Genomic DNA, 22,723 nt, shown 5'->3' on the forward strand with positions numbered 1-22,723 from the left:
ATATCTGTCGAGGAAAGGAGTGTTAATTATCGCTTTAACGCCACGGCAGGAAAAGATGGCGGAGATCGTACGAACGAATGGCCCGATAACCGGCGAGCAGATTGCGGAACGGTTAAATGTTACCAGGGCAGCTCTTAGACCTGACTTAGCTATTCTAGTTATGGCCGGTGTAATTGATGCCCGTCCCAAAGTGGGTTATTTCTATGTTGGCAAGAATAGCTTATCAGTACTGGCCGAAGAAATTGAGCGTTTGACCGTGCGGGATGTTCAGTCCTTACCGGTAGTTGTGGCCCCGGGCTCAAGTGCATATGACACAGTTGTTACAATGTTTCTGGAAGATGTGGGAACAGTTTTTGTAGCTGAGCAAAGTGTATTGGTGGGGGTTGTTTCCCGCAAAGATTTGCTCAAGGTAGCAATCGGTAACAGCGATTTGCAGAAAATGCCGGTAAAGGTACTCATGACGCCTATGCCCAAACTAGTGGTAACTACACCGGATGAATCGGTGCTATCAGCAGCAAAAAAACTGATTGATCATGAGGTTGACAGTCTGCCTGTTGTTCGTCCGCTCAATCTGCCTGATGCCAAAGAATATGAAGTAATTGGCCGTTTGACAAAAACGAATATTACCCGCTTGTTTGTAGAGTTCGGAGAAGGGAAAAGGAGGTAAAAACCATAACTGCCTTACCAATTATTTACGCTTTGTCGGATTCGATCGGTGAAACAGCCGAAATGGTAGCTCGTGCAACTGCCAGCCAGTTTGATGCGAGCAGGTTTGATATTATTCGAATCCCTTATATTAATTCTGTGCAGCAAATCGAAGAGACTATCCGGGAAGCAGCAAAGCATCAAAGCCTTATCTGCCATACAATCGTCTCTCCTAACTTGCGGGAGGCTTTGCTCAGTCACGCCCAGCAGCATGCCATTCCTACAGTTGATATTATGGGGCCTATGATGAATGCTGTGGAAAAGTTGTCCAATTTAGAACCCAAAATGAAGCCAGGGCTGATTCATAAACTGGACCAGGAATATTTTAAGCGGGTGGAAGCTGTCGAGTTCGCAGTAAAGTATGACGATGGCAAAAATCCATGGGGATTTCTGAAAGCGGATATTGTCATTGTCGGTGTTTCAAGAACATCCAAAACTCCGCTTAGTATGTATCTGGCTCATAAAAAATTAAAGGTGGCAAATTTACCGCTTGTACCGGAAGTACCGCCACCGGAAGAGTTATTTCAGGTGCCTGCCCAGCGGGTGGTGGGATTAGTTATTGATCCGTTCAAGCTGAATTCAATACGATCAGAACGGTTAAAAGTAATGGGATTAGGTGTTGATGCCAGCTACGCCAACCTGGAACGGATTTCCGAAGAATTGGAATATGCCCGGGCAATTATGCGGAAAATACATTGTCCGATTATTGATGTGTCCAATAAGGCCATTGAAGAGACTGCCAACCGGATTTTAGAGATTGCGCAAAAAAATGCGCAACAGCAGAAATAAAGAAATAAGCCACAGACAACGGACCGTTGCCTGTGGCTTGTTACTTTAAAAAAAGACATTATTCAGCACGTGGTAATTTACGCGATCCGCTGTCCAACAGTTGTCACCCTGCTTTACACTAACGTTACCGCTAAAGACAGCTACTTTTTGCTGCCAGTTATAATCGACACTATCCGCGGTAATATCTACGCCTGTTCGGGAAAAATTCACACCACCGCTGATTTGAGCTAGCTTTTGGCTGCCATATACATATACACTGTCACCAGTAAAATAAATGTCTCCCTGCGTGACTGATACCCCGCCGTTCGCCCACACCTCGAGCGAAGATAAATCAACCTTGGCTTGATTGGCCTTGATGATCCGGCTGCCAACCTCAATATAGACATTTCCGTTTAAGACATAGAGGCCTGTCGCAACATCAAAATATGTACGGTCGGCCTTAATGATCGGTTTAGCTGCCAGAGCTGACCCGGTCAGCAAAATAATAATAAGAAGTGTAGCAATAACTACCCTGTATTTCATTGAAGCACCATCCTTTGTCATTATTATAGCAAAGATTGGGTGATTTGACCTATGTAAATAACTGGTTTTTGATATAATAAAGTAAGGGGGTGCATAGAAAATGAATATCCGCGAGCGTAGTGAAGAGCAGGAGTATAAGATATTATCACCATTTTCTGCTAAAAGCCGAGAAGCCGTCCGGGAGAAGCAGGAAATCGCTTGCGATTTCCGTACGAATTACCAGCGTGACCGAGACCGGATTATTCATAGTAAAGCCTTCCGCCGTCTAAAGCATAAGACCCAGGTGTACATTGCGCCAGGTGATCATTACCGCATGCGAATGACGCATAGCCTGGAGGTTGCCCAGATATCGCGAACGATCGCCCGGGGACTGATGCTGAATGAAGATTTAACAGAGGCGATTGCACTAGGGCATGATGTGGGGCATACTCCTTTTGGGCATTGTGGTGAATTTGCCCTGCAAGAAATCATTGGCCATTATAATCATAATGAGCAAAGCCTTAGAATTGTCGAATGTTTAGAGCGAAATGGGCAAGGGCTGAATCTTACACTAGAGGTGAAAGACGGAATTGTAAATCATACCGGCCCTAATAAGCCTTACACGTTGGAAGGAAATATTGTGCGAATAGGAGACAGGATTGCCTACCTTTGTCATGATTATGATGATGGCATCAGGGCTAATATGCTGCAGCCGGACCAGCTGCCGGATAAAGTCTGTTCTATTTTAGGCACAAAGCCCTCTGAAATGATTACGACTATGGTTGCGGATATGATTCATTCTTCAGAAGGAAAAAATGAAATCAACATGTCGCCGCCGGTTATAGAGGCAATGGATGAGTTTCGCCAATTTATGTTTACTAACTTATACCGTTCGCCGGCTCTGGAACCTGACCGTAAAAAAGCGAAGTATGTTATTCAAAAGCTATACGACTATTATATGTCGTTTCCCGGCAGTCTGCCGCAAGAGTTTATTGACCGCCAGGCTAGCTGGGGTTTACAGGCAACGGTCATTGATTATATTGCCGGACTGACAGATCTGTATGCCATTAAACTTTTCCAAGATTTTTTCATACCGTCTTTGTGGCGGGAACAGGTCTAAAACAAGCAGCCTTACCGTGGTAAGGCTGCTTTTATTATCAAAAATATTCATGGTTGTCAAGGGGAAAAAAGGATATTTGCTATTTGTATTGAATATTATTAAATAGAATCGCGAAAGACAGTTTGGATATAAGTTAATTGGAAAGATTATGGAAGGATTATGGAAAAAGATGTAGAATTAAGTCTCAATCATTCATTTTTCGTTTCATATTCTTATTATGGTAAGCCTGTTAGGATGGTTTAATTGAAGAATACTCTTTATGATGAGTTTGTTGACAGGGTGCGGACGGAGAGCGATATTATCAGCGTTATTTCCGAATATCTTCCCCTTAAAAAAAAGGGAAAGAACTTTTGGGGTTGCTGTCCATTTCATAATGAAAAAACACCCTCTTTTTCCGTTACACCTGACAAAGGTTTTTTTTACTGCTTCGGCTGTCAAGCAGGGGGAAATGTTTTCAATTTTCTCATGAAAGTTGAAAACATTAGCTTTTTTGAAGCGGTAAAGAAGATGGCACAAAAATTGAATATCCCTTTGCCCGATCAGGAAAAGAGCGAATTGGAGATTAACCGGGAACGGGAAATGGCCCAGTTATACCGAATAAATGAAATGGCGCGTGACTTTTTCTATAACTGCCTTACAAAAACCAGCTATGGAAAAGAGGCGCTAGCTTATCTAACTTCGAGGGGACTAACAAAAAGCGGAATTGATACGTTTAAAATTGGTTTTGCTCCCCCGGGTTGGGATAAACTATCAATAGCATTTCAAGAACGAGGTTTTGATCAGGAGCTTTTGCTAAGAGCCGGACTAGTAAGCAGCCGTACCACCGGTGAAGGATGTTATGACCGGTTTCGTAACCGCATCATATTCCCGATCTGTGATGTACGGGGCCGCGTCATTGGTTTTGGCGGCAGGGTTATGGATGGCAGTCAGCCTAAATATCTAAATTCACCGGAAACAGCAGTGTTTAATAAAAGGCAAACCTTGTTTGCTTTTGATCAAGCCTGCAAATCCATACGCGATTTGGGGCAGGCTATTGTAGTGGAAGGCTATATGGATGCGATAACTGCTCATGAAGCAGGGGCGAAAAATGTCGTAGCTTCTTTAGGGACGGCTTTCACACCGGAGCAAGGCCGCTTGCTGCTACGGCAGGCTGCAGAAGTCGTCTTTGCGTATGACAGTGATGCTGCCGGTCAAAATGCGACAGTGCGGGCGCTGGAGGTAGTCAGGTCTTTGGGGATTACCATTCGGGTCGCATCTGTGCCTGAAAGTAAGGATCCTGACGAATTTATTCGCAAGAATGGTATTGAGCAATTCCAAAATTTGATCCAGCGGTCTCCGGGGTTGTTAGATTATCAAATTCAACAGGCATTAAAGGATACTGATTATTCCCGTTTGGAAGGGAAAGTAGCCGTTGTCGCTAAAGCAATGCCGGCCTTAGTTCAATCAGATAATGCCGTTGAGATTGATGGGCACATCACACGCTTATCTCAGCTCTTAAGTATTGATGAAAGCGCTATTCGCAGCGAATTTAATAAATATGCAGTACTGAATAAAAAGGATAAAATTGTAAAAACGGGGAAGAATGGATATAATACAACAAATGTCCCGGTGTCGGCGCGTGCTGTGCAAAAAAATGCCGCAGCCGAACAGCACCTCATTCATTTAATGTGTGAAGATCCTGCCCTTATCTCTTATGTACAAGTCCAGCTTTCTCCCAGTGATTTTCAGGAGGAAAGCCGGCGGGAAATACTAACTTCCTTATTTCATGCGTATAATTCAGGGAATCAGCTTGTGCCGGCAGCCTTAGCCAATCTGCTAAGCGAAAAGGCCAATACTGAATTGTCGCATATTATGTTAATAGATGAACAGACAAATGATGTTACCCGGTTGGTTGATGATTATATTAAAGCCATTCGGCTGACAAGTCTAAAGGCCTTATTTGAACAACACCGGCTGCGGGCCGATGAATTAGAACGTTTGGGGGATAGTCGCTTTCAGGAGGAATTAGCTGAAAGCAAACGAATTAATGATGAAATTAAACTATTGCTTCAGTCTTAAGACGATTAGTGCAGATAGCATGAGCTCAACTCATCAGACGTGCCAAGGGAGGGGGGAGTAACAATGACAGAAAAGAAAAATGTTTCAAGTGATCATGTAAATGAATTATTGCATAAAGGCAAAAAACGCGGCGGTATGCTGACATACGCAGAAATCATGGATACTCTCCAAGGTGAAGATTTGTCACCTGATGAAATTGACGACATGTATGAAGTTTTTACGACTAAAGGCATTGAAATTGTTGATGAGATTCCTGATGTGGAAGTGTTTGAAGGCCCTGATCAGGCCGAAATTGAGACTGCCCCTGAGGAAGTTGATATTGATCTGAGCATTCCTGAGGGAATCAGTATTGATGATCCCGTTCGAATGTATTTAAAAGAAATTGGCCGTGTACCCTTGCTTACGGCCGATGAAGAAATTAACCTGGCAAAGCGGATGGAGCAAGGCGATGAGGAAGCAAAACGCCGTTTGGCCGAAGCCAATTTGCGGCTTGTAGTTAGCATTGCCAAGCGTTATGTAGGCAGAGGTATGCTATTTTTGGATCTGATTCAGGAAGGCAATCTTGGGCTGATTAAAGCCGTTGAGAAATTTGACTATAATAAGGGCTATAAATTCAGTACCTACGCTACCTGGTGGATTCGTCAGGCTATTACCAGGGCAATTGCTGATCAGGCACGTACCATTCGGATACCGGTACACATGGTCGAAACAATTAATAAGTTGATTCGTGTTTCCCGCCAATTGTTGCAGGATAAAGGTAGAGAGCCTTTGCCGGAAGAAATTGCCAAGGAAATGGATATCAGCGTTGAGCGGGTTCGCGAAATTATGAAGATTGCTCAGGAGCCCGTTTCCCTGGAAACACCAATCGGGGAAGAAGAAGATTCCCATCTGGGGGATTTTATTGAGGATCAGGATGCACCGGCACCTGCCGAGGCTGCTTCATTTATGCTGTTAAAAGAACAGCTGGAAGAAGTTCTGGAAACATTGACCCCCCGGGAAGAAAAGGTTTTGCGTCTGCGGTTTGGTCTGGATGACGGTAGAGCACGGACGCTTGAGGAAGTAGGGCAGCATTTTGGCGTTACTCGCGAGCGTATCCGGCAGATTGAAGCCAAAGCGCTTCGCAAGCTTCGTCACCCCAGTCGCAGTAAAAAATTAAAAGATTTTCTAGAATAAATAGTAAAAAATGCTTGACGGCTAGTTAACATTGTTGTACAATATGTTATGTCGATGCCGTTCCTCGATAGCTCAGTTGGTAGAGCAATCGGCTGTTAACCGATCGGTCGTAGGTTCGAGTCCTACTCGAGGAGCCATTTTTGTTTTGTTATTGAAACAGGCTTTCACTCGAAAACCTGTTTTTCAATGTCTTTTGGGCCTATAGCTCAGCGGTAGAGCAGCCGGCTCATAACCGGCTGGTCCCTGGTTCGATCCCAGGTGGGCCCACCATTACATATTCGGCCCGTTGGTCAAGTGGTTAAGACACCGCCCTTTCACGGCGGTATCAAGGGTTCGAATCCCCTACGGGTCACCACAAGAGTACAAAGCCATCCATTGCGGATGGCTTTTATTTATTGCAGGATTTATACAAATATTGCAGAAGTTTTATTTTCATACTATAGTAAAGCCTTTGGCTCAAGACTGAAAATTACTGGGAGGCAGTATTTTGAACTTAGGAGAACGATTAACAGCAATTGCCGAACGGGTTCACAAAGGATCTGTAGTGGCTGATATCGGCACGGACCATGCCTATTTGCCGGTATATTTACTGCAGCAGGGCCTTATTTCGCATGCGATTGCCGGTGAAATCAATGAGGGGCCTTTCGCAGCAGCCGGTCAAATTATTAACCGTTTAAAGCTGAAGGAAAATATAGATCTCCGCTTTGGCAGCGGCTTTGCTGTACTTAAACCGGGAGAGGCGGATACGGTTACAATTGCCGGTATGGGTGGAACGACTATCATTGATATATTGACAGCGCACCCGCTAGTAACAGCTGAACTCAAGCGTATGATTCTCCAACCCATGATCGGAGCTTCGCTGGTAAGACAATGGCTGGTTCAAAACGGATGGAATATTACGGATGAGACACTGGTCGAAGAAGATGGCAAGCTATATGAAATTATTGTTGCCGAGCAGGGCGAATCTTCTTTGGTTGAGCCAATTCTATATGAGATAGGTCCCATATTGTGGGAAAATAAGCCGCCTCTGTTAACTAAGCATATTCTTCAGCTTATCAGGCAAAAGCAGTATGTTTTGTCAGAAATGAATGCCAGTCAGAAGGCACGGCAGTCGGATAAATTTCGCGAGTATCAGGAGAAATTAGCGCAGCTGGAGGAAAAAGCATGTCAATTAGCTGCAAACTGATCATGGAAGCTATGGAAAAGTTAGCTCCCACCGCTCTGGCAGAAAAATGGGATAATGTTGGTCTGCTGATCGGTTCGCCGGAGCAAGAAGTTAACAAGGTGTTAGTGACTCTGGATGTTACCCTGCCTGTAGTCCGCTATGCGGCAGAACATGGCTATGAGCTGATTATTAGCCATCACCCCGTTATCTTCAAATCTCTGAGCAGCATTCGTACGGATACTCCGCAGGGAGAGATGCTGGCGGTGTTATTGCAGCATTCGATAGCCGTTTATTGTACCCATACGAATCTAGATATAGCTGCAGGCGGTGTAAATGATGCCCTGGCGGCCTGTTTGCAATTGCAGGCTTTAAAACCGCTGCAGGTAACGGCTGAGGAAAAGTTTGTTAAATTGGTGGTATTTGCTCCCGTGACGCACATGGAGACCGTCCGGGAAGCGATTTGTCAGGCTGGTGCAGGGCATATCGGCAATTACAGCCACTGCACGTTTCAGACTGCCGGAATGGGAACTTTTTTACCGCTGGCAGGAACGAAGCCGTTTATTGGCGAGCAGGGACGAATGGAATATGTGCAAGAATGCCGGCTGGAAACGATTTTTCCTGAGTCGCTTAGTAAACAGGTTGTGGCAGCTATGATTCAGTCCCATCCTTACGAGGAAGTAGCTTATGATTTATACTCGCTTGCCAATAACGGAATCAGGCAAGGCTTGGGCCGTTTGGGCAGACTGAGCCATCCCAGAAATTTTACGGATTTTATCGAGTATGTTAAATCAGCATTGGGAGTGGGGCAGGTAACTGTAGCGGGCAATGTTGACAATAAGATGATTGAAAAAGTGGCAATCTGTGGCGGCAGCGGGGCTAGTTTGATCAACTGCTCCATAGCAGTGGGGGCAGACGTTTTGATTACTGGCGACATAAAGTATCATGAAGCCCAGGAAGCTGCTGCCAAAGGATTGATTGTTGTTGATGCCGGGCATTTCGCTACTGAACAGCCTGTACTTGCGGTACTTACAGCTTATTTACAAGCTTGTTCTGAAACCGCAGACTGGCACATTACGATCCAAAGTGATGCTGTCAATCAGGATATTTTTCAATGCTATTAGATTCGCGACGAAGGGGGAGCCGATATGCAAAAAAAAGCAGCGATGCATAACTTTTTAACAACTGACTTATATGCGATTACTTCTGAGGAGCATTCTTTAGGACGGAACAACGTAGAGGTCGCAAGACAACTGGTGGAGGCTGGCATTAAAGTCTTACAATACCGGGAAAAAGACAAGAAGGCGCGGCAAATGTATCAAGAGTGTCTGGCTATTCGGGACCTAACGCGGCAAGCGGGTGTTACTTTTATTGTGAATGATCATATTGATTTGGCTTTATTAGTGGAGGCTGACGGGATACATATCGGACAGGATGATCTGCCGGTACAGGCGGTGCGCCGGTTAATCGGCAATGATCTGCTGCTGGGGCTTTCTACCCATAAACCGCAAGAAGCGGAAGCTGCTGCTGAAAGTGGTGTGGTCGATTATATTGGTGTCGGTCCGATTTTTTCGACCGCTACTAAAAAAGATGTGTGTGCTCCCGTAGGTTTTGAGTATCTGCGATATGTTGTTGAGAAGATTTCCTTGCCATTTGTCGCTATAGGCGGCATTAAGGAACATAATATTGCCGAACTCAAACAGCTGGGAGTGTCGCAGTTCGCCTTGATTACGGAGCTGGTAGGTGCCGCCGATATTAAACAGGCGGTGCAGCGTTTGCGGCAGAAGCTTAAGGAATAAACGGATAGTTTTACAATAGGCTGCAATAAAAATGGGGTATCGCATTGCTTTTTAAAAAGCTCTGCAGTACCCCTTCTTTTTTTATAGGATTTCTTTTTTTAGTCCAATTTTTAGAAATGCGTGCATAGAATAGAGTGAGATACCTACGCTTTTGGCAGCCGGGCAGTACCGTGCACCGGAGAAAACAGGGAATATAGAGGTGGACGACTATGGCAAGCAGCAAAGGAGAGAACAAAAAAGAGAAAAACAGTTTTGATTTATCCCCCAGTCTGGAAGACTATTTGGAAGAAATATATCGATTTTCACTGACTCAGCCGATTGTGAGAGTATCGGAAATCAGTCATAAGTTAAATGTTGCGCAGCCTTCGGTGACCAAAGCACTGCGGCGGTTAAAATTGAAAGAGTACATCACGTATCAGCGATATGGTTTGATCGGTCTTACGGACAAGGGCAAACGAATTGGCAGCTTTCTTGTGAAGCGCAACCAAATACTGCAGGAGTTTCTTCTGCTGTTGAGTGCTCAGTGCAACGTCAGTGAAGAAGCGGAAGCAATGGAACATTATTTATCGGTTTCCACTATTGATGTCATTCAGACCTTTGTCGCGTTTATGCGGCAAAATCCACTCATTCACGAGCAGCTTACAGCCTTCATCCTCAGCCAGCAGGAAGTGCAAAGCGAGTAGCTGAGGCCGCCGGCAGCAGCCTCAGCAATTGTTATGCTAATCCCAGCATACGGGCAGTTTGGGCGACGACAAAACAGACGAATAAACCGATTACCGTTGGCAGCAGAAAGGCTAAAAATGTCCATTTTTTACTGCCTGTTTCTTTGTATGTAGAGAGCAATGTTGTGGCACATGGCCAGTGGAGGAGGCAGAATAAAAGTGTATTTACAGCAGTCAGCCAGGTCCAGCCATGAGCGATAAAAATTTGTGAAAGCTCGGAGAGTTCTTCTATCTCAATCATATAACCTGTGGACAAGTAGCTCATGAGTAAAATGGGAACAACGATTTCATTAGCCGGTAATCCGAGAATGAAAGCCAGCAGGATGTAACCATCCAGCCCAATTGCATAGGCGAAGGGCTGCAGAAAGGCGGCCATGTGATTGAGAACGCTGGTATCACCAATCATAACATTGGCCAAAATCCAGGTGATGGCACCTGCCGGTGCAGCCATGACGACAGCACGCCTCAGCACAAAATAAGTACGGTCAATCATGGAACGATAAATCACAGCGCCGATTTGTGGTTTGCGGTAAGGGGGAAGCTCAAGGACCATTGCAGAGGCCTCACCTTTTAATACCGTGTGAGACAGCAGCCAGGAAACGCCAAAGGTGATCAGCACGCCGAGGAAAACCAGGCCGGTAATAGTAAGGGCGGCAATGGGAGTTTCCAGCTCGGGTGAAAAATAACCTGCGACAAATATGGTTGCTATGGCAATGAGTGTGGGAAAGCGTCCGTTACAGGGAACAAAGTTGTTGGTTATGATAGCAATAATTCTTTCTCGTGGAGAGTCGATAATTCTTGCTGACACAACCCCGGCAGCATTGCAGCCAAAACCCATGCACATGGTTAGGATCTGCTTGCCGCTGGCTTTGCATTTTTTGAATGCATGATCCAGGTTAAAGGCGACACGCGGCAGGTAACCCAAATCTTCGAGCAAGGTAAATAGGGGAAAGAAAATCGCCATAGGAGGCAGCATTACGGATACTACCCAGGCTAAGCCACGGTACATACCGAGCACCAGTACGCCATGGAGCCAGTCGGGTGCACCGGCGAGCTGGAACCATTCTGTCAGCTGATCCTGGAAAAGAAACAATGCGTCTGCTATCATACCAGAGGGAATATTGGCACCTACAATTGTAATCCAGAATATCATTCCTAATAAGGAAAGCATGATGGGATAACCAAATATACGGGAAGTTAGAATGTCATCTAGTTTGGTTTCCCAGGATGTTCTGGTATTATCAGGTTTAACAACTACTTTTCGTGCGATTGTCTCGGCATTGGCATAAATATCGGCGACGATAGCATCTCCCAGTTTGGTTCCTGCCTGGAGACGGAGCTTTTCTGCCTGGGTGCAGATCTGAGCCAATGTGCTGATTGGTTTTACAATAGCCGTCATTGAAAGGCCACCTCCACAGCATCCAGGACGGTTTCCTTGTTTAAGTAGCGGTTAATGCTTTCAATAAAGGTTTTGTCACCATCAAGCAATCTAAGTGCTACCCAGCGTGGATTTAAGCGGTGATCGATTACGCGGCTGATTTGCGGTACAAGCTTAGCAATAGCCTCTTCAACCAAAGGGGAGTAGGAAATCTGTTTTGGCGCAGGTTTATGGGAGCCACTGGCTACCTGATAGAGAGTATCCTTTAATTTGGCAAGTCCTTCCCCCGTTCGGGCCGCAGTTACAACAACAGGAATTCCCAGTTCTTGTTCCAGCAGGCGGCTGTTAACAGATATGTTTTTTTTGCGGGCTTCGTCAATTAAATTTACACAGACAATAACATTAGCGGTTATCTCCATTACCTGGAGAGCCAGGTTTAAATTGCGCTCCAGGCAAGTTGCGTCAACAACCACTAAAGCGGCATCCGGCTGGCCAAAACAAATGAAATCGCGGGCAATTTGCTCTTCGGCCGTATGGGCTAAAAGGGAGTAGGTTCCGGGCAGGTCAACCATAAGAAAAGACTGATTGGCATGGGTAAAGGTACCTTGGGCATTATCAACTGTTTTTCCCGGCCAGTTGCCCGTATGCTGATGAAGGCCGGTTAAGGTATTAAAGACAGTGCTTTTGCCGACATTTGGGTTGCCAGCCAGCGCAACAACATATTGCGCTGGAGCAACTGACAGGCCAAAGTGTTCCCGCAAAATCCGGGAGTGAGATTCAAGCTCATCTTTCATTTACAACTATCCTCCAAACCTGTGTTTTTATTCGGGCTGCCAAGGATTAACCTTAATAAGCCGCGCGTCTTCATTACGAAGCGCAATCATACTGCCTCTCACATAAAAGGCGATGGGGTCGCCGGCAGGACTTTTTCGTACGCACTGGACAGGTGTGCCTGGCACCATCCCCAGGTCAAGAATTCTCCTACGGATCAGACCTTCTAATTCGACTGCCGCTACTTGGCAGTATGATCCAACAGCAAGATCGGATAAGGCATGCATTTGGTTTTGCTCTACCATGAGTTAGCCTCCTTTAAGTTTTATAACTTCAGCTAAGTTTTTGTGCTGAAAAAAGGTTAGCCGGCTTGCTGCAGGTCTCGCTGCATTTTAGCCTGAGCTAACTGAACGGTCTCTTTGTTTCATGGTATGAACAATAAGCAGATTTGGTTACTCGCTGATTGACCAAACAAGAATTTTTCTGATAGTAATGCAGATACTATAGAAATTGCACTTGCTCTGCTTGCGCTGCCGGCCATCGCCCGTATGCAAATCAGGTTTTTGCTGAAGACGGCAAGGATTATTCAGAATGGATGGCAGTACTTTTCTCTGAAAGTGCCGGCAGGTTTGGAGAAAGTACTTTTGCTTGACTAATTAGTTAAAATTTTCTAAAATAAAGATAACCTCTCACGGGGGAGATTACTGAAAAGGGGCTGAGCCGATGAGTGTAGTAACGATTGGAACGCAGCAAGATTTTGAAGAAAAGGTGCTAAAATCCGAGCAGCCAGTTCTAGTTGATTTTTGGGCTCCTTGGTGCGGACCTTGTAAAATGGTTGGTCCAGAACTGGAAGCTGTCGCTGAAACATATGTCGGCAAGGCAATGGTTGCAAAAATTAACGTAGATGACCATCAGCAACTGGCTGGTAAATATAACGTAATGGGAGTACCCACCCTGCTGATTATAAAAGACGGTCATGAAGTGGAACGTATTGTAGGCTATCGTCCTCGTAAAGATATCAGTGCAGCACTGGATGCAATTTTGTAAAAATCGTTGAACTCCTGGTTTATCCAGGAGTTCTCTTACTATTGATTCGTTTTAAAGAATCCAGGGGGAGGAAAGCATGAAGAAATTCCTGCAAGTTTTTGTTTTACTGGGATTCTTAACGGTTATTTCTGCTTGGAATACGATTTCCATGGCACAAGAAGAGCAGGATTTTGCGGCAATTACTATTTTAACAGTGAATGATTTTCATGGTGCTCTCATCCAGGACAACAGAAATCCCGGAGCCATCAGACTGGCACATTACCTGAAAGATGAGTTTGTTCTGAACCCGGAAGGAACGCTGATTGTCAGTGCCGGCGATATGTTTCAGGGTACGATTGATGCGGATTTGCTGAAAGGGGAACCAATCGTAGCGATTATGAATAATATTGGCTTTGATGCAATGGCCATAGGCAATCATGAATTTGACTGGGGAATAGAAACGCTGCGCGAGCGGGCACAGCAGGCCCATTTTCCCTTTTTAGCCGCTAATGTTTTCGAGAAAAGCAGTCAAACATTACTGCCCTTTGCGAAGCCGTATATTATTCTCGATAGAAAAGGAGTTAAGATAGCGGTTATTGGTATTGCAACGCCCGAGACCGCTTATAAAGCTCATCCGGATGTTGTTTCCGGTTATCGCTTTGCAGATCCGGCCAAAACGGTAAATGCTCTGCTGCCCGAATTGAAGCGGCAGGGAACTGACGTGATTATCGTTCTTTCCCATTTGGGCTGTGAACCCGATACGCGGACAAATACGCTGCGGGGAGAAGCTGCTCTTCTGGCCAAACGGCTGAGCGGAGTGGCTGCAATCATTACCGGACACAGTCATACTAAGCTTGCCGGTACGGTGAATGGAATACCCGTTATTCAGGCGGCATATAATGGCCGATCTGTTGGAAAAGTAAATCTCGTCTATTCCCGAGAAGCGAAAAAAGTAATCTCAGCTGTGACAAGTGTTGCGGATGTGCCGCTGGAAGGGCTGGCAGGCGACTTGGCGGTAAGCGCGATTGTTCAGGCTGCTCAGTCACAAACCGCAGTGCTGAAAGGAATGGTACTAGGAGATGCAAAGGTTCGATTGTCACATAACCGCTATGAGTTATCTCCGCTTGGGCAGTGGGCCAGCGATATGCTGAGAAAGGCCGGTAAAACGGATGTGGCCTTTCTCAATGGCGGCAGTATTCGCACAGGTGAGCTTTTTGGACCAATAACCAAAGCCAGTCTCTATGAGTTAATGCCGTTTGATAATCGCTTACTGGTGATTGAAATGACCGGTAGAGAAATCATGAATGCGTTAGAGTATGGAATTGACAATCAAAAGGTCGGCATGCTGCAGTTCTCCGGTTTGATGGTAACCTATGATTATTCACGGCCAGTAAACAAGCGTGTAACTCATGCTGTACTTACTAACGGCAGGAAACTGGAAAGAAATGAGTCCTATAAAGTGGCTGTAAATGATTTTCTTTTTGCCGGAGGTGATGGCTTTACGATGTTTACTGCAGGTCGCAGTCCTGTCGATACGCATGTGTCTATCCGAGAAATTATTGAGCAGGCAATCAGTCAGGCTGGGCAGCTGGCTCCGGAGCAAGATGGGAGATTAAAGATACGCAATAAACAGTCATTTATCCCGGCAGCGTAGAAGTCAGGAGGACTTGCATGGCTGAAGCAATCTATTTTGATCGCGACAAATGTTTAAACGGGCGTTACAAAGAAGCGCGCTGCCAACAGTGTCGTGACCTGTGTCCTGCTCACTGTATCAATGAAGCACTGCAAATTGAATCTAAGCTTTGCAATCATTGCGGCTTGTGTGTGGCCGTTTGCCCGGTGGAAGCGGTGGCTGCTTTAAATTACTCGGACCGGGAATTAATGAGGCTTATTTCAGCAGGCCTACCGGCGGTATTTGCCTGTCAGAAACAAAATAAGGAGAGTTCCTGGCCGTGTCTGGGTTTTTTGGAAAGCAGGCTGCTAGTTGCCCTGGCATACGGCGGCAACAAACTGACTGTTGATAACCGTGCGTGTCAGCAATGCAATCGTCCTGTACATACTCATCTGATAACTGCCATTAACCATGCAAACCAGGTTTTAGCTTTTTGTAAAAAGGGCTTAATTCAGTCGGGCGACGATGCGGAGCATAGCGTATATGGAAAAAAAGTGATTTCCCGGCGAAGCTTTTTCAGTGCAATGCTGGGAGAGACTGTAGAATCAATCCGGGAAGCTGCTTTCTCTGAAGGCGGCAAGCTAGAGAGGTTGGAACGTAAAAAATGGATAACAGAGAGCCTGTCTGACGATCTGCAAAGCATGCCGCCGCAACCGCTTAAAGGATTTTTTAGTATGGTCGTACATGATAGTTGCCGGGCATGTGGTTTATGTGCAAAGATTTGCACGGGTAAAGCCATTACTATTGCTGAGCAAACCGATCTACTGACTATTTATCATGAGTCGATCCAATGCTCGGGCTGTAAGATCTGTGCAGCCCATTGTCCGGTGCAGGCAATTGAAATAAGTGCGGCTGTTCAACTTGGCAAGCGTAAGGTAATTGAGGCAAACTTGCCGCTGTGCAGGACTTGCGGGCAGTCGTTTCAGCCTGTTCATAATCATTCGGTTTGTCTGGATTGCATGGTAGCAGGCAGGCTCCAGCAGTAAGAATGCTGTTGAATGTCATGTATGCACAAAAAGCTGAGGTAGTAGCGGCTTCATGCCGAATATAAAGGCTGCAATCACGTAAAAAGGAGTTTTTCTGATGATTATTTCCTGGAATACCACGCAAGCTTGTAATATTAATTGCCTTCACTGTTATCGTGATGCCGGTACTAAGCGCGCAGATGAACTCAACACCGCTGAAGGAAAAAAACTACTGAGCGAAATAGCGCGAGCGGGATTTCGAATTATGATTTTCAGCGGCGGCGAACCTCTGCTTCGCCCAGATATCTACGAATTAATTAATCATGCCCGGAATACAGGCATGCGGCCGGTTATCGGTACAAACGGTACTTTGATTACTACTGAGGTGGCCAACAAGCTGAAAACTGCAGGGCTGGCTGTTGCAGGCATCAGCATTGACAGCTTAGACCAGTCTACTCACGATCATTTTCGCGGCTGCAGCGGCGCATGGGAACAAACGCTTAGCGGAATTGAAGCATGCCGGGCGGCGGGGTTGCCATTTCAGATTCATACGACTGTAACTAGCTATAATGAGCAGGAAATTATGAAAATTACCGACATGGCTGTGGAACTAGGCGCAATTGCCCATCACATCTTTTTTCTTGTACCTACCGGCAGGGGAAAGGACATAGAGGATACCAGCTTGAAAACAGAACAATATGAAGCATTGTTAGAGTGTATTTTGGATAAGCAGATGCAGGTACCAATTGAACTCAAGCCTACTTGTGCCCCGCAATTTATGCGCATCGCAACTCAGCGGGGAATGAAAATGCGTTTTACCCGTGGATGCCTGGCCGGTACTGCTTATTGTGTTATTCTGCCTAATGGTGATGTACAGCCCTGTCCCTATCTGCCGATTGTAGCAGATAATGTGCGCAATACGGATTTTGATATGATCTGGAAGGAAAGCATGCTGTTTCATGACCTGCGTCACCAGCCGCTCAAGGGTGGCTGCGCAAACTGTGGTTATGACCAGGTTTGTGGCGGCTGCCGGGCAAGAGCGTATTACTATGCCGATGGAGATTATTTGGCAGAGGAGCCTTGGTGTGCTTACGGACGTTAACTGATAAGGTGATGGAATGCTGGTTACAGCTTAGGCTTAGACCTAAGCTGTTTTGCTTACGGAAAGAGGAATTGTCTTGTTACATAATAAAACAGCCGTTTTATAAAATAGTTATTAAAAAATATAATAGACTAAATATTCTGTTATATCTAAAAATTATAGCATTTTTACCAGTATTTAGTTTATAATTTAGCTCATGATACCTGACAAGTCAGTCATATGTTCAAAGGAGGACAAAATGACAACAGGAGCTGAGAAAACAAAGGTAATCGGTCGAAGAAACTTTTTAAAGCTGCTGGGAAGTGGCAGCGCCTTGGGGGTTGCTGCAAGCATTGCCGGCTGTAGCAGTGATCCTGCGGGCGGCAAAGGCTGGATGCCGAAACAATATCAGGTTGCCGCCAGTTGGCCGGTACAGGTCAAAGGCCGTATTCCGATTGATCCGGACAATCCATCAATCATGCGCGATGACCGCAAATGCATTCTGTGCGGCCAATGCCTGGAAGCTTGCGAAAAAGTACAGTCCGTTTATGGCTATTATGAATTGCCGATAAAAAAAGAGATTGTCTGTGTAGATTGCGGACAATGCAGTTTGTGGTGTCCAACTGCTGCGATTACGGAACGGGATGATATTGACAAAGTTAGTAAAGCCCTTGAGGATAAAGCGTTGCACGTTGTCGTTCAAACCGCCCCTGCCACCCGTGTTGCGTTAGGCGAGGAATTTGGCCTGGCTCCGGGAAGCCTGGTTGAGGGAAAGCAGGTAGCAGCACTGAAAAAACTTGGCTTTGATACTGTTTTTGATACTAACTATAGTGCTGATTTAACGATTATGGAGGAAGGGACCGAACTTCTCAAGCGCGTACAGGGAATGCCGGGGCATCCTCTACCGCAGTTTACTTCCTGCAGTCCGGGCTGGGTTAAGTTCTGCGAATATTATTACCCTGAGCTAATCGGAAATCTTTCTACGGCCAAGTCGCCGCAGCAAATGCTCGGAGCTTTAATAAAAACGTATTATGCGGCGGAAAAAGGAATTGATCCCGCTAAAATTATCTCTGTTGCTATCATGCCCTGTACAGCTAAAAAATTTGAATGTGCCCGGCCGGAGATGAATGCTGCCGGGCAACTGCACGGTAAACCGGAGATTAGGGATGTCGACTTTGTGCTGACAACAAGAGAGCTTGCTCGTCTCATGAAAGCGAAAAATATTGACTTAAACGAACTGACCGATGCGCCTTATGACCGGCTGATGGGCGAAAGTACGGGAGCGGGAGTGATCTTTGGTGCAACTGGCGGCGTTATGGAAGCTGCTGTTCGCAGTGCATACTATTTGGCTACCAAGCAGGATCCACCGGAAAGCTTATTAAACCTTACTCCGGTGCGAGGCCTTGCCGGTGTGAAGGAAGCGCAAGTCACCTTACCGGGAGTCGGCGCGATCAATGTTGCGGTTTGTCATGGTCTCAAGAACGCCCGTATCATCCTTGATGAAATCAAGGCAGGAAAAACACGCTGGCATTTTATCGAATTTATGTCCTGTCCCGGGGGCTGTATCGGCGGAGGCGGTCAGCCACGCACGTCTCTTCCGCCTTCTGATGAGATCCGTCAAGCCCGTATTGCCAGCCTCTACCGGTTAGACAGCAACGTCTATAAAAAACGTCTCAGCTATAAAAATGAGGAAATCCAGCAAGTCTATCAAACCTATTTGGACTATCCGATGAGTCAGAAAGCGGAGCAGTTACTCCACACCCATTATACAGACCGGAGCGGGGAGCTTACTATTAAGAGAAGATTGGTGCAACGTACGGCAGGAGGCGAAAGAAATGGCTAAAGGCGTCTTACTCGACCTTACGAAGTGTATTGGCTGCGGCAGCTGTACAGTTGCCTGTAAATTATGGAATGAGACAAAATTTGATGAAAAAAAGCCTGCTGTTGGTGATGCGCCAAAGCTTACCAGTGAGAATTGGACGGTTGTAAAGCGCTGTGAAGCTGCCACTGCCTCTCAGCCGGTTTGGCGTTTTGTTAAGGAGCAATGCCTGCACTGTGAACACCCCGCATGTGCTTCCGCCTGTTTTTCCAAAGCTTTGCAGAAGACACCGGAAGGTCCGGTTGTCTACTATCCTCATCTGTGTGTGGGCTGCCGGTACTGTATGGTGGCTTGTCCGTTCAATGTGCCCAAATACCAATGGGAGAAAGCCTTGCCGCTTGTCACCAAATGCCAGATGTGTTCAACAAGACTTGCTCAGGGAGAAGCTCCAGCCTGCGTTGCTGTCTGTCCAACCGGTGTCATGAAATTTGGCGACAGGCAGGCTCTTTTACAAGAAGCCAAAACAACTATTCAGCAAAATTCAAACTACGTAAAAACCATTTATGGGGAAAAGGAAGTAGGCGGTACGGCCTGGATGTATATTTCTGATATCCCCTTTCAAGAATTGGGTTTTAAAACCGGGCTGACTACAAAAGCTCTCCCCGAATATACTCATGGCGGCTTTTTGCAGTATACTCCGCTTATTGCTGTGGGCTGGGGAGCAATTCTTTCCGGACTTTACCTGTATACAAAGCGTCGAAAGGAAAACGCAGAAACAAAGCAAAAAGCTGAAACAGAAAAACACGATCGATCGCTGAAAAGCTGAGGAGGATGCAAATGAAAACATATGAGCTGCTAGGATTTAAATTTACACTTACTCCTGCTCGGTTGGTCATGCTGCTTCTCTCCGCACTTGGACTTGGCGTAATCTTCGTACGTTTTATTACCGGCTTTGGTATGGTGACCAACCTAAATGATGATTGGCCCTGGGGATTATGGATTACGTTTGATGTACTTATTGGTGTGGCACTGGCGGGAGGAGGTTACTTTACCGCCCTTATTGTGCATGTATTACATAAGGATCAATACCTCCCTATTGCAAGAAGCGCCATGCTTACCTCTTTAATCGGCTATCTGCTGGTACTGGCCGGGCTGCTAGTCGATATTGGGCAGTGGTTTAACTTTTGGCGTCCTTATGTATCATGGGGGTATTCGTCAGTGCTTTTTGAGGTTTTTATCTGTATATCCTGCTACACTACCATTCAGCTCTTAGAATTCGGGGAAATTGTTACCGAACGGATTGGCGTAAAGTGGCATACTTTTTTTGTTAAGATTATGCCTGTCTTAATGATTACGGGAATCATCTTTCCCACTTTGCATCAGTCTTCATTGGGCGGCTTATACCTGATTGCCGTAAATAAACTTCATCCCCTGTGGTGGTCACCTCTTTTGCCGGTATTCTTCTTTATGTCGTCATTCTTTGTTGGTCCTGCAATGATCTGTGTAGAATCTGTTCTAGCCGGGCGCGCTTTTCAGCATACTGTACCCGTTGACGTTTTACGCGGACTCGGTCAGATTGGCGGAGGAATGATGGCGCTCTATCTTTTGCTAAAAATCGGGGATTTAGCGAACCGGGATAGCTTAGGGCTGCTGTTTATGGGAAATTTAGAGGGTAATTTATTCCTGCTGGAAATGATAGTCGGCATTATCATACCGCTTATTCTGATCTTTTCCCCTTATACCCGGACGCATCGCGGTTTGTTCGTTTACGGGGTTCTCGTTAGTGCCGGCGTAGTGCTGAACCGGGTGGACGTATCATTAGTCGGACTTGCCGGGCAGGCAGCAACCTCCTACTTTCCAAGTATGTGGGAGTTTGTTACCAGTGTTGGATTTACCGCAATTGGCTGCCTGTTATATTGTTTTATTGCCGAGAATTTCCGTATTCTTACTCATAAGGAAGAGGCCGGGCATGTGCCGGACTCCCTGCATTAAAAGCCTGAAGGGACAAAATAAGCTTATGAAAAAACAAATCACCGTTACCGGTGGTTTGTTTTTTCATAAATCCTAAACTATCCTCATAACTTTTAACGGAGGTGTGGGTGATGAATATACGGAATTTATTTATCTGTATTCGTTTTGGAAAAAAAACAGAGCAGTTTCCTGTTGAGCAATGCCGCTATAATGAAGAGACACGGCAAAATGAGCTTTTGATTACCGTATTTAATCAAAAATTATGGATTGATGCGCAGTCTGCTACTCTGTATAAAGCACATGGAAGCGTATTTTGCTGGCAAGACCTTGCAGGGGGAAAATATGTGGAACTAAATGAAAAAAATGAGGTTTGTCCTGTCTGCGGCTGGTGGAAGTGTCATTGCTGCAGTTCGTGCCGCTGCAACAAACCATAACAAGTAAGATCTGAGGTAGGATTTATTTTATTGCGCAGCGAATACTACCATATACCAGAAAAAAGAAGGTGTTATCTTGCTGCGAGGCGTGCGAGGAGCTACTACTGTTGAGCAGAATGAACGCGTGTGTATTTTGGAGAGAACTTCCGAGCTGTTAACAAAGATAATAGAAACCAATCGAATTGAACCTGAAGATATCGGAGCAGCTATATTTAGCGCCACGCCTGATGTAACAGCTGCTTTTCCAGCGGCTGCCGCCCGGGAAAGTGGCTGGAGTGAAGTTCCGTTATTTGGCGCTCAGGAAATTGAGGTCGTTAATGGACCTCAAATGTGCATACGTGTCTTAATTCTGTTAAATACGGATAAAATGCAAAAGGATATTCATCATGTCTATCTTCATGGTGCGCAAGTTTTGCGCCCCGATTTAATTCATAAGTAGGAAAAGACCGGCTGAAGTGCAGGTTGTGTGCTAAAGCCGGTTTTTATAAGTATTGGGTTCCTGCTTTCCCGTATAATATAGATATTGTTATTCATGTTTGTTTGTATTGACAGTTGTCAGCTTTTTACAACGACAAATAAGCATGAAAGGAGCTGCGTTTGTGTTAATTTCAATTGTTGTACCAGTTTTTAATGAAGAAGAAAATATTGATAACTTTTACACGGAAGTCTGCAAAAGTATGGCAGATTTACAATATCCATTTGAATTAATCTTTGTCGACGATGGATCACGGGATGCTACTCCCCTAATTCTTGATCGTCTGGCAAATTACGATAAACGGGTCAGGGCATTAATTCTAGCCCGTAATTTTGGACACCAAATTGCGCTTACCTGCGGTTTGGATTACGCCAACGGGGATGCGGTAATCACGATGGATGGTGATATGCAGCATCCGCCAGCTATGCTGCCACTGCTCATTGCGAAGTGGGAAGAGGGGTATGAGGTTGTTCAGACCATCCGCACGTGTACGGAAGGCGTGTCCTGGTTTAAAAAGCTCACGTCCCGTTTATACTATAAAGTAATAAATAGTGTATCAAATGTACACATCAATGAGGGCGGTTCCGATTTCCGGCTGCTTGACAAAGCCGTGGTTGCCAGCTTTCGCCGATTTAGAGAACGGGCCCGTTTTATTCGCGGCATGGTCAGCGCTATCGGCTATAGACAAACACTCGTGGAATTTACTGCGCCTCGCCGCTATGCGGGGAAAACGAAATTCTCGCTGAAGAATATGCTGCATTTCGCGCTAGATGGAATTACCGCCTATTCCAAGCTGCCTTTGCGTATTGCTTTTTATATCGGAGTGCTCTGTGCACTGGGGAGTTTTATCCTCACAATTCATGTGCTGTATATCAAGGTCTTTACTCAGCAGGCTACACCGGGATGGGCTACGATTGCTGCCAGTATTCTGTTGCTTGGCGGATTGCAGCTGGCAGGGCTGGGAGTTATTGGTGAGTATGTGGGCCGGATTTTTGAAGAGGTAAAACAGCGGCCGTTGTACTGGCTGCGTGCTGATTCTGATCAGCAAGAGGAGGAGAAAAAAAAACAGGATTTCTCCTAGTTTCTGTAAAAAACATTGTCT

Annotated in this window: 23 protein-coding genes and 3 tRNA genes; 22 read left to right on the forward strand and 4 right to left on the reverse strand. The window is 45.7% G+C overall.

Translation table 11 applies throughout. The features are described 5' to 3' along the window. Positions 1 to 19 precede the first annotated feature (19 nt). Both ccpN and EV210_RS17805 read left to right on the forward strand, forming a co-directional pair. Positions 20 to 667 (forward strand): transcriptional regulator CcpN, encoded by a 648-nt coding sequence (ccpN, locus tag EV210_RS17800; protein ID WP_165898962.1) that lies wholly within the window; start codon positions 20 to 22, stop codon positions 665 to 667. 5 nt (positions 668 to 672) lie between these two features. Continuing rightward, positions 673 to 1,494, forward strand: coding sequence for a pyruvate, water dikinase regulatory protein (locus tag EV210_RS17805; RefSeq protein ID WP_132082722.1), 822 nt, complete (start codon positions 673 to 675; stop codon positions 1,492 to 1,494). 45 nt (positions 1,495 to 1,539) lie between these two features. Here EV210_RS17805 and EV210_RS17810 read toward each other — a convergent pair whose 3' ends face one another. After that, entirely contained in the window at positions 1,540 to 2,016 is a 477-nt protein-coding gene (locus EV210_RS17810) for an LptA/OstA family protein (protein WP_132082723.1), read from the reverse strand. A 100-nt stretch (positions 2,017 to 2,116) separates the two neighbouring features. Between EV210_RS17810 and EV210_RS17815 the strand changes: the two genes are divergently transcribed. The 10 genes from EV210_RS17815 (at position 2,117) to EV210_RS17860 (ending at position 9,990) form a co-directional block, all read left to right on the forward strand. Then, the gene (locus tag EV210_RS17815; RefSeq protein ID WP_132082724.1) at positions 2,117 to 3,115 is read left to right on the forward strand and encodes a deoxyguanosinetriphosphate triphosphohydrolase; all 999 of its coding nucleotides are present in this window, start codon (positions 2,117 to 2,119) and stop codon (positions 3,113 to 3,115) included. A gap of 243 nt (positions 3,116 to 3,358) precedes the next feature. After that, positions 3,359 to 5,173, forward strand: a complete 1,815-nt coding sequence (gene dnaG, locus EV210_RS17820) for a DNA primase (RefSeq protein WP_132082725.1) — start codon at positions 3,359 to 3,361, stop codon at positions 5,171 to 5,173. Between the two features lie 63 nt (positions 5,174 to 5,236). Next, positions 5,237 to 6,346 carry an RNA polymerase sigma factor RpoD gene (rpoD, locus tag EV210_RS17825; protein WP_132082726.1) on the forward strand — a complete coding sequence of 370 codons (1,110 nt, stop codon included), beginning with the start codon at positions 5,237 to 5,239 and terminating at the stop codon, positions 6,344 to 6,346. A 61-nt stretch (positions 6,347 to 6,407) separates the two neighbouring features. After that, a tRNA-Asn gene (locus tag EV210_RS17830) sits at positions 6,408 to 6,483 on the forward strand. A gap of 58 nt (positions 6,484 to 6,541) precedes the next feature. Beyond that, positions 6,542 to 6,616 (forward strand) — tRNA-Ile (locus tag EV210_RS17835). A 10-nt stretch (positions 6,617 to 6,626) separates the two neighbouring features. Continuing rightward, positions 6,627 to 6,701: transfer RNA gene (locus EV210_RS17840), tRNA-Glu, on the forward strand. A 132-nt stretch (positions 6,702 to 6,833) separates the two neighbouring features. Beyond that, positions 6,834 to 7,532, forward strand: coding sequence for a tRNA (adenine(22)-N(1))-methyltransferase (locus tag EV210_RS17845; protein WP_132082727.1), 699 nt, complete (start codon positions 6,834 to 6,836; stop codon positions 7,530 to 7,532). Further along, a complete protein-coding gene (locus tag EV210_RS17850) occupies positions 7,511 to 8,632 on the forward strand; it encodes a Nif3-like dinuclear metal center hexameric protein (RefSeq protein ID WP_132082728.1) in 1,122 nt (373 codons plus the stop codon). Before EV210_RS17845 ends, EV210_RS17850 begins: the two co-directional genes overlap by 22 nt. Positions 8,633 to 8,656: 24 nt before the next feature. Beyond that, the gene (gene thiE, locus EV210_RS17855) at positions 8,657 to 9,307 is read left to right on the forward strand and encodes a thiamine phosphate synthase (RefSeq protein WP_207900769.1); all 651 of its coding nucleotides are present in this window, start codon (positions 8,657 to 8,659) and stop codon (positions 9,305 to 9,307) included. A 209-nt stretch (positions 9,308 to 9,516) separates the two neighbouring features. Further along, positions 9,517 to 9,990: a metal-dependent transcriptional regulator gene (locus tag EV210_RS17860; RefSeq protein WP_132082729.1), complete on the forward strand. Its 474-nt coding sequence runs from the start codon at positions 9,517 to 9,519 to the stop codon at positions 9,988 to 9,990. 31 nt (positions 9,991 to 10,021) lie between these two features. Here the strand turns inward: EV210_RS17860 and EV210_RS17865 are convergent, their stop codons facing one another. From EV210_RS17865 to EV210_RS17875, 3 genes are read right to left on the reverse strand one after another with little or no spacing between them, the layout of a single operon-like run. Then, entirely contained in the window at positions 10,022 to 11,428 is a 1,407-nt protein-coding gene (locus tag EV210_RS17865) for a nucleoside recognition domain-containing protein (protein ID WP_132082730.1), read from the reverse strand. Beyond that, positions 11,425 to 12,201 carry a FeoB small GTPase domain-containing protein gene (locus tag EV210_RS17870; protein ID WP_132082731.1) on the reverse strand — a complete coding sequence of 259 codons (777 nt, stop codon included), beginning with the start codon at positions 12,199 to 12,201 and terminating at the stop codon, positions 11,425 to 11,427. The genes EV210_RS17865 and EV210_RS17870 overlap by 4 nt, the downstream gene beginning before the upstream one ends. Positions 12,202 to 12,228: 27 nt before the next feature. Next, the gene (locus EV210_RS17875; RefSeq protein ID WP_207900770.1) at positions 12,229 to 12,483 is read right to left on the reverse strand and encodes a FeoA family protein; all 255 of its coding nucleotides are present in this window, start codon (positions 12,481 to 12,483) and stop codon (positions 12,229 to 12,231) included. 418 nt (positions 12,484 to 12,901) lie between these two features. Between EV210_RS17875 and trxA the strand changes: the two genes are divergently transcribed. The 10 genes from trxA to EV210_RS17925 all read left to right on the forward strand — a co-directional run bounded on the left by trxA (position 12,902) and on the right by EV210_RS17925 (position 22,702). Continuing rightward, positions 12,902 to 13,225: a thioredoxin gene (gene trxA / locus EV210_RS17880; RefSeq protein ID WP_132082732.1), complete on the forward strand. Its 324-nt coding sequence runs from the start codon at positions 12,902 to 12,904 to the stop codon at positions 13,223 to 13,225. A 76-nt stretch (positions 13,226 to 13,301) separates the two neighbouring features. After that, on the forward strand, positions 13,302 to 14,858 hold the full coding sequence (locus EV210_RS17885) for a bifunctional metallophosphatase/5'-nucleotidase (RefSeq protein ID WP_132082733.1): 1,557 nt from the start codon (positions 13,302 to 13,304) through the stop codon (positions 14,856 to 14,858). Positions 14,859 to 14,875: 17 nt separating this feature from the next. Then, the gene (locus EV210_RS17890; RefSeq protein ID WP_132082734.1) at positions 14,876 to 15,862 is read left to right on the forward strand and encodes a 4Fe-4S binding protein; all 987 of its coding nucleotides are present in this window, start codon (positions 14,876 to 14,878) and stop codon (positions 15,860 to 15,862) included. Positions 15,863 to 15,959: 97 nt separating this feature from the next. After that, positions 15,960 to 16,943: a putative heme d1 biosynthesis radical SAM protein NirJ2 gene (gene nirJ2 / locus EV210_RS17895; protein WP_132082735.1), complete on the forward strand. Its 984-nt coding sequence runs from the start codon at positions 15,960 to 15,962 to the stop codon at positions 16,941 to 16,943. A gap of 238 nt (positions 16,944 to 17,181) precedes the next feature. Beyond that, positions 17,182 to 18,765 carry a [FeFe] hydrogenase, group A gene (locus EV210_RS17900; protein WP_132082736.1) on the forward strand — a complete coding sequence of 528 codons (1,584 nt, stop codon included), beginning with the start codon at positions 17,182 to 17,184 and terminating at the stop codon, positions 18,763 to 18,765. After that, positions 18,758 to 19,567, forward strand: a complete 810-nt coding sequence (locus tag EV210_RS17905; protein ID WP_132082737.1) for a 4Fe-4S dicluster domain-containing protein — start codon at positions 18,758 to 18,760, stop codon at positions 19,565 to 19,567. Before EV210_RS17900 ends, EV210_RS17905 begins: the two co-directional genes overlap by 8 nt. Positions 19,568 to 19,578: 11 nt before the next feature. Next, the gene (gene nrfD / locus EV210_RS17910) at positions 19,579 to 20,733 is read left to right on the forward strand and encodes an NrfD/PsrC family molybdoenzyme membrane anchor subunit (protein WP_132082738.1); all 1,155 of its coding nucleotides are present in this window, start codon (positions 19,579 to 19,581) and stop codon (positions 20,731 to 20,733) included. A gap of 110 nt (positions 20,734 to 20,843) precedes the next feature. Further along, positions 20,844 to 21,146 carry a hypothetical protein gene (locus EV210_RS17915; RefSeq protein WP_132082739.1) on the forward strand — a complete coding sequence of 101 codons (303 nt, stop codon included), beginning with the start codon at positions 20,844 to 20,846 and terminating at the stop codon, positions 21,144 to 21,146. A gap of 76 nt (positions 21,147 to 21,222) precedes the next feature. After that, positions 21,223 to 21,585, forward strand: coding sequence for a chorismate mutase (gene aroH, locus EV210_RS17920; protein WP_132082740.1), 363 nt, complete (start codon positions 21,223 to 21,225; stop codon positions 21,583 to 21,585). A gap of 160 nt (positions 21,586 to 21,745) precedes the next feature. Next, positions 21,746 to 22,702 carry a glycosyltransferase family 2 protein gene (locus EV210_RS17925; RefSeq protein WP_243650621.1) on the forward strand — a complete coding sequence of 319 codons (957 nt, stop codon included), beginning with the start codon at positions 21,746 to 21,748 and terminating at the stop codon, positions 22,700 to 22,702. The last annotated feature ends 21 nt before the right edge of the window (positions 22,703 to 22,723 follow it).

This window comes from Anaerospora hongkongensis (genome assembly GCF_004339805.1).
Taxonomy (GTDB): domain Bacteria; phylum Bacillota; class Negativicutes; order Sporomusales; family DSM-15969; genus Anaerospora; species Anaerospora hongkongensis.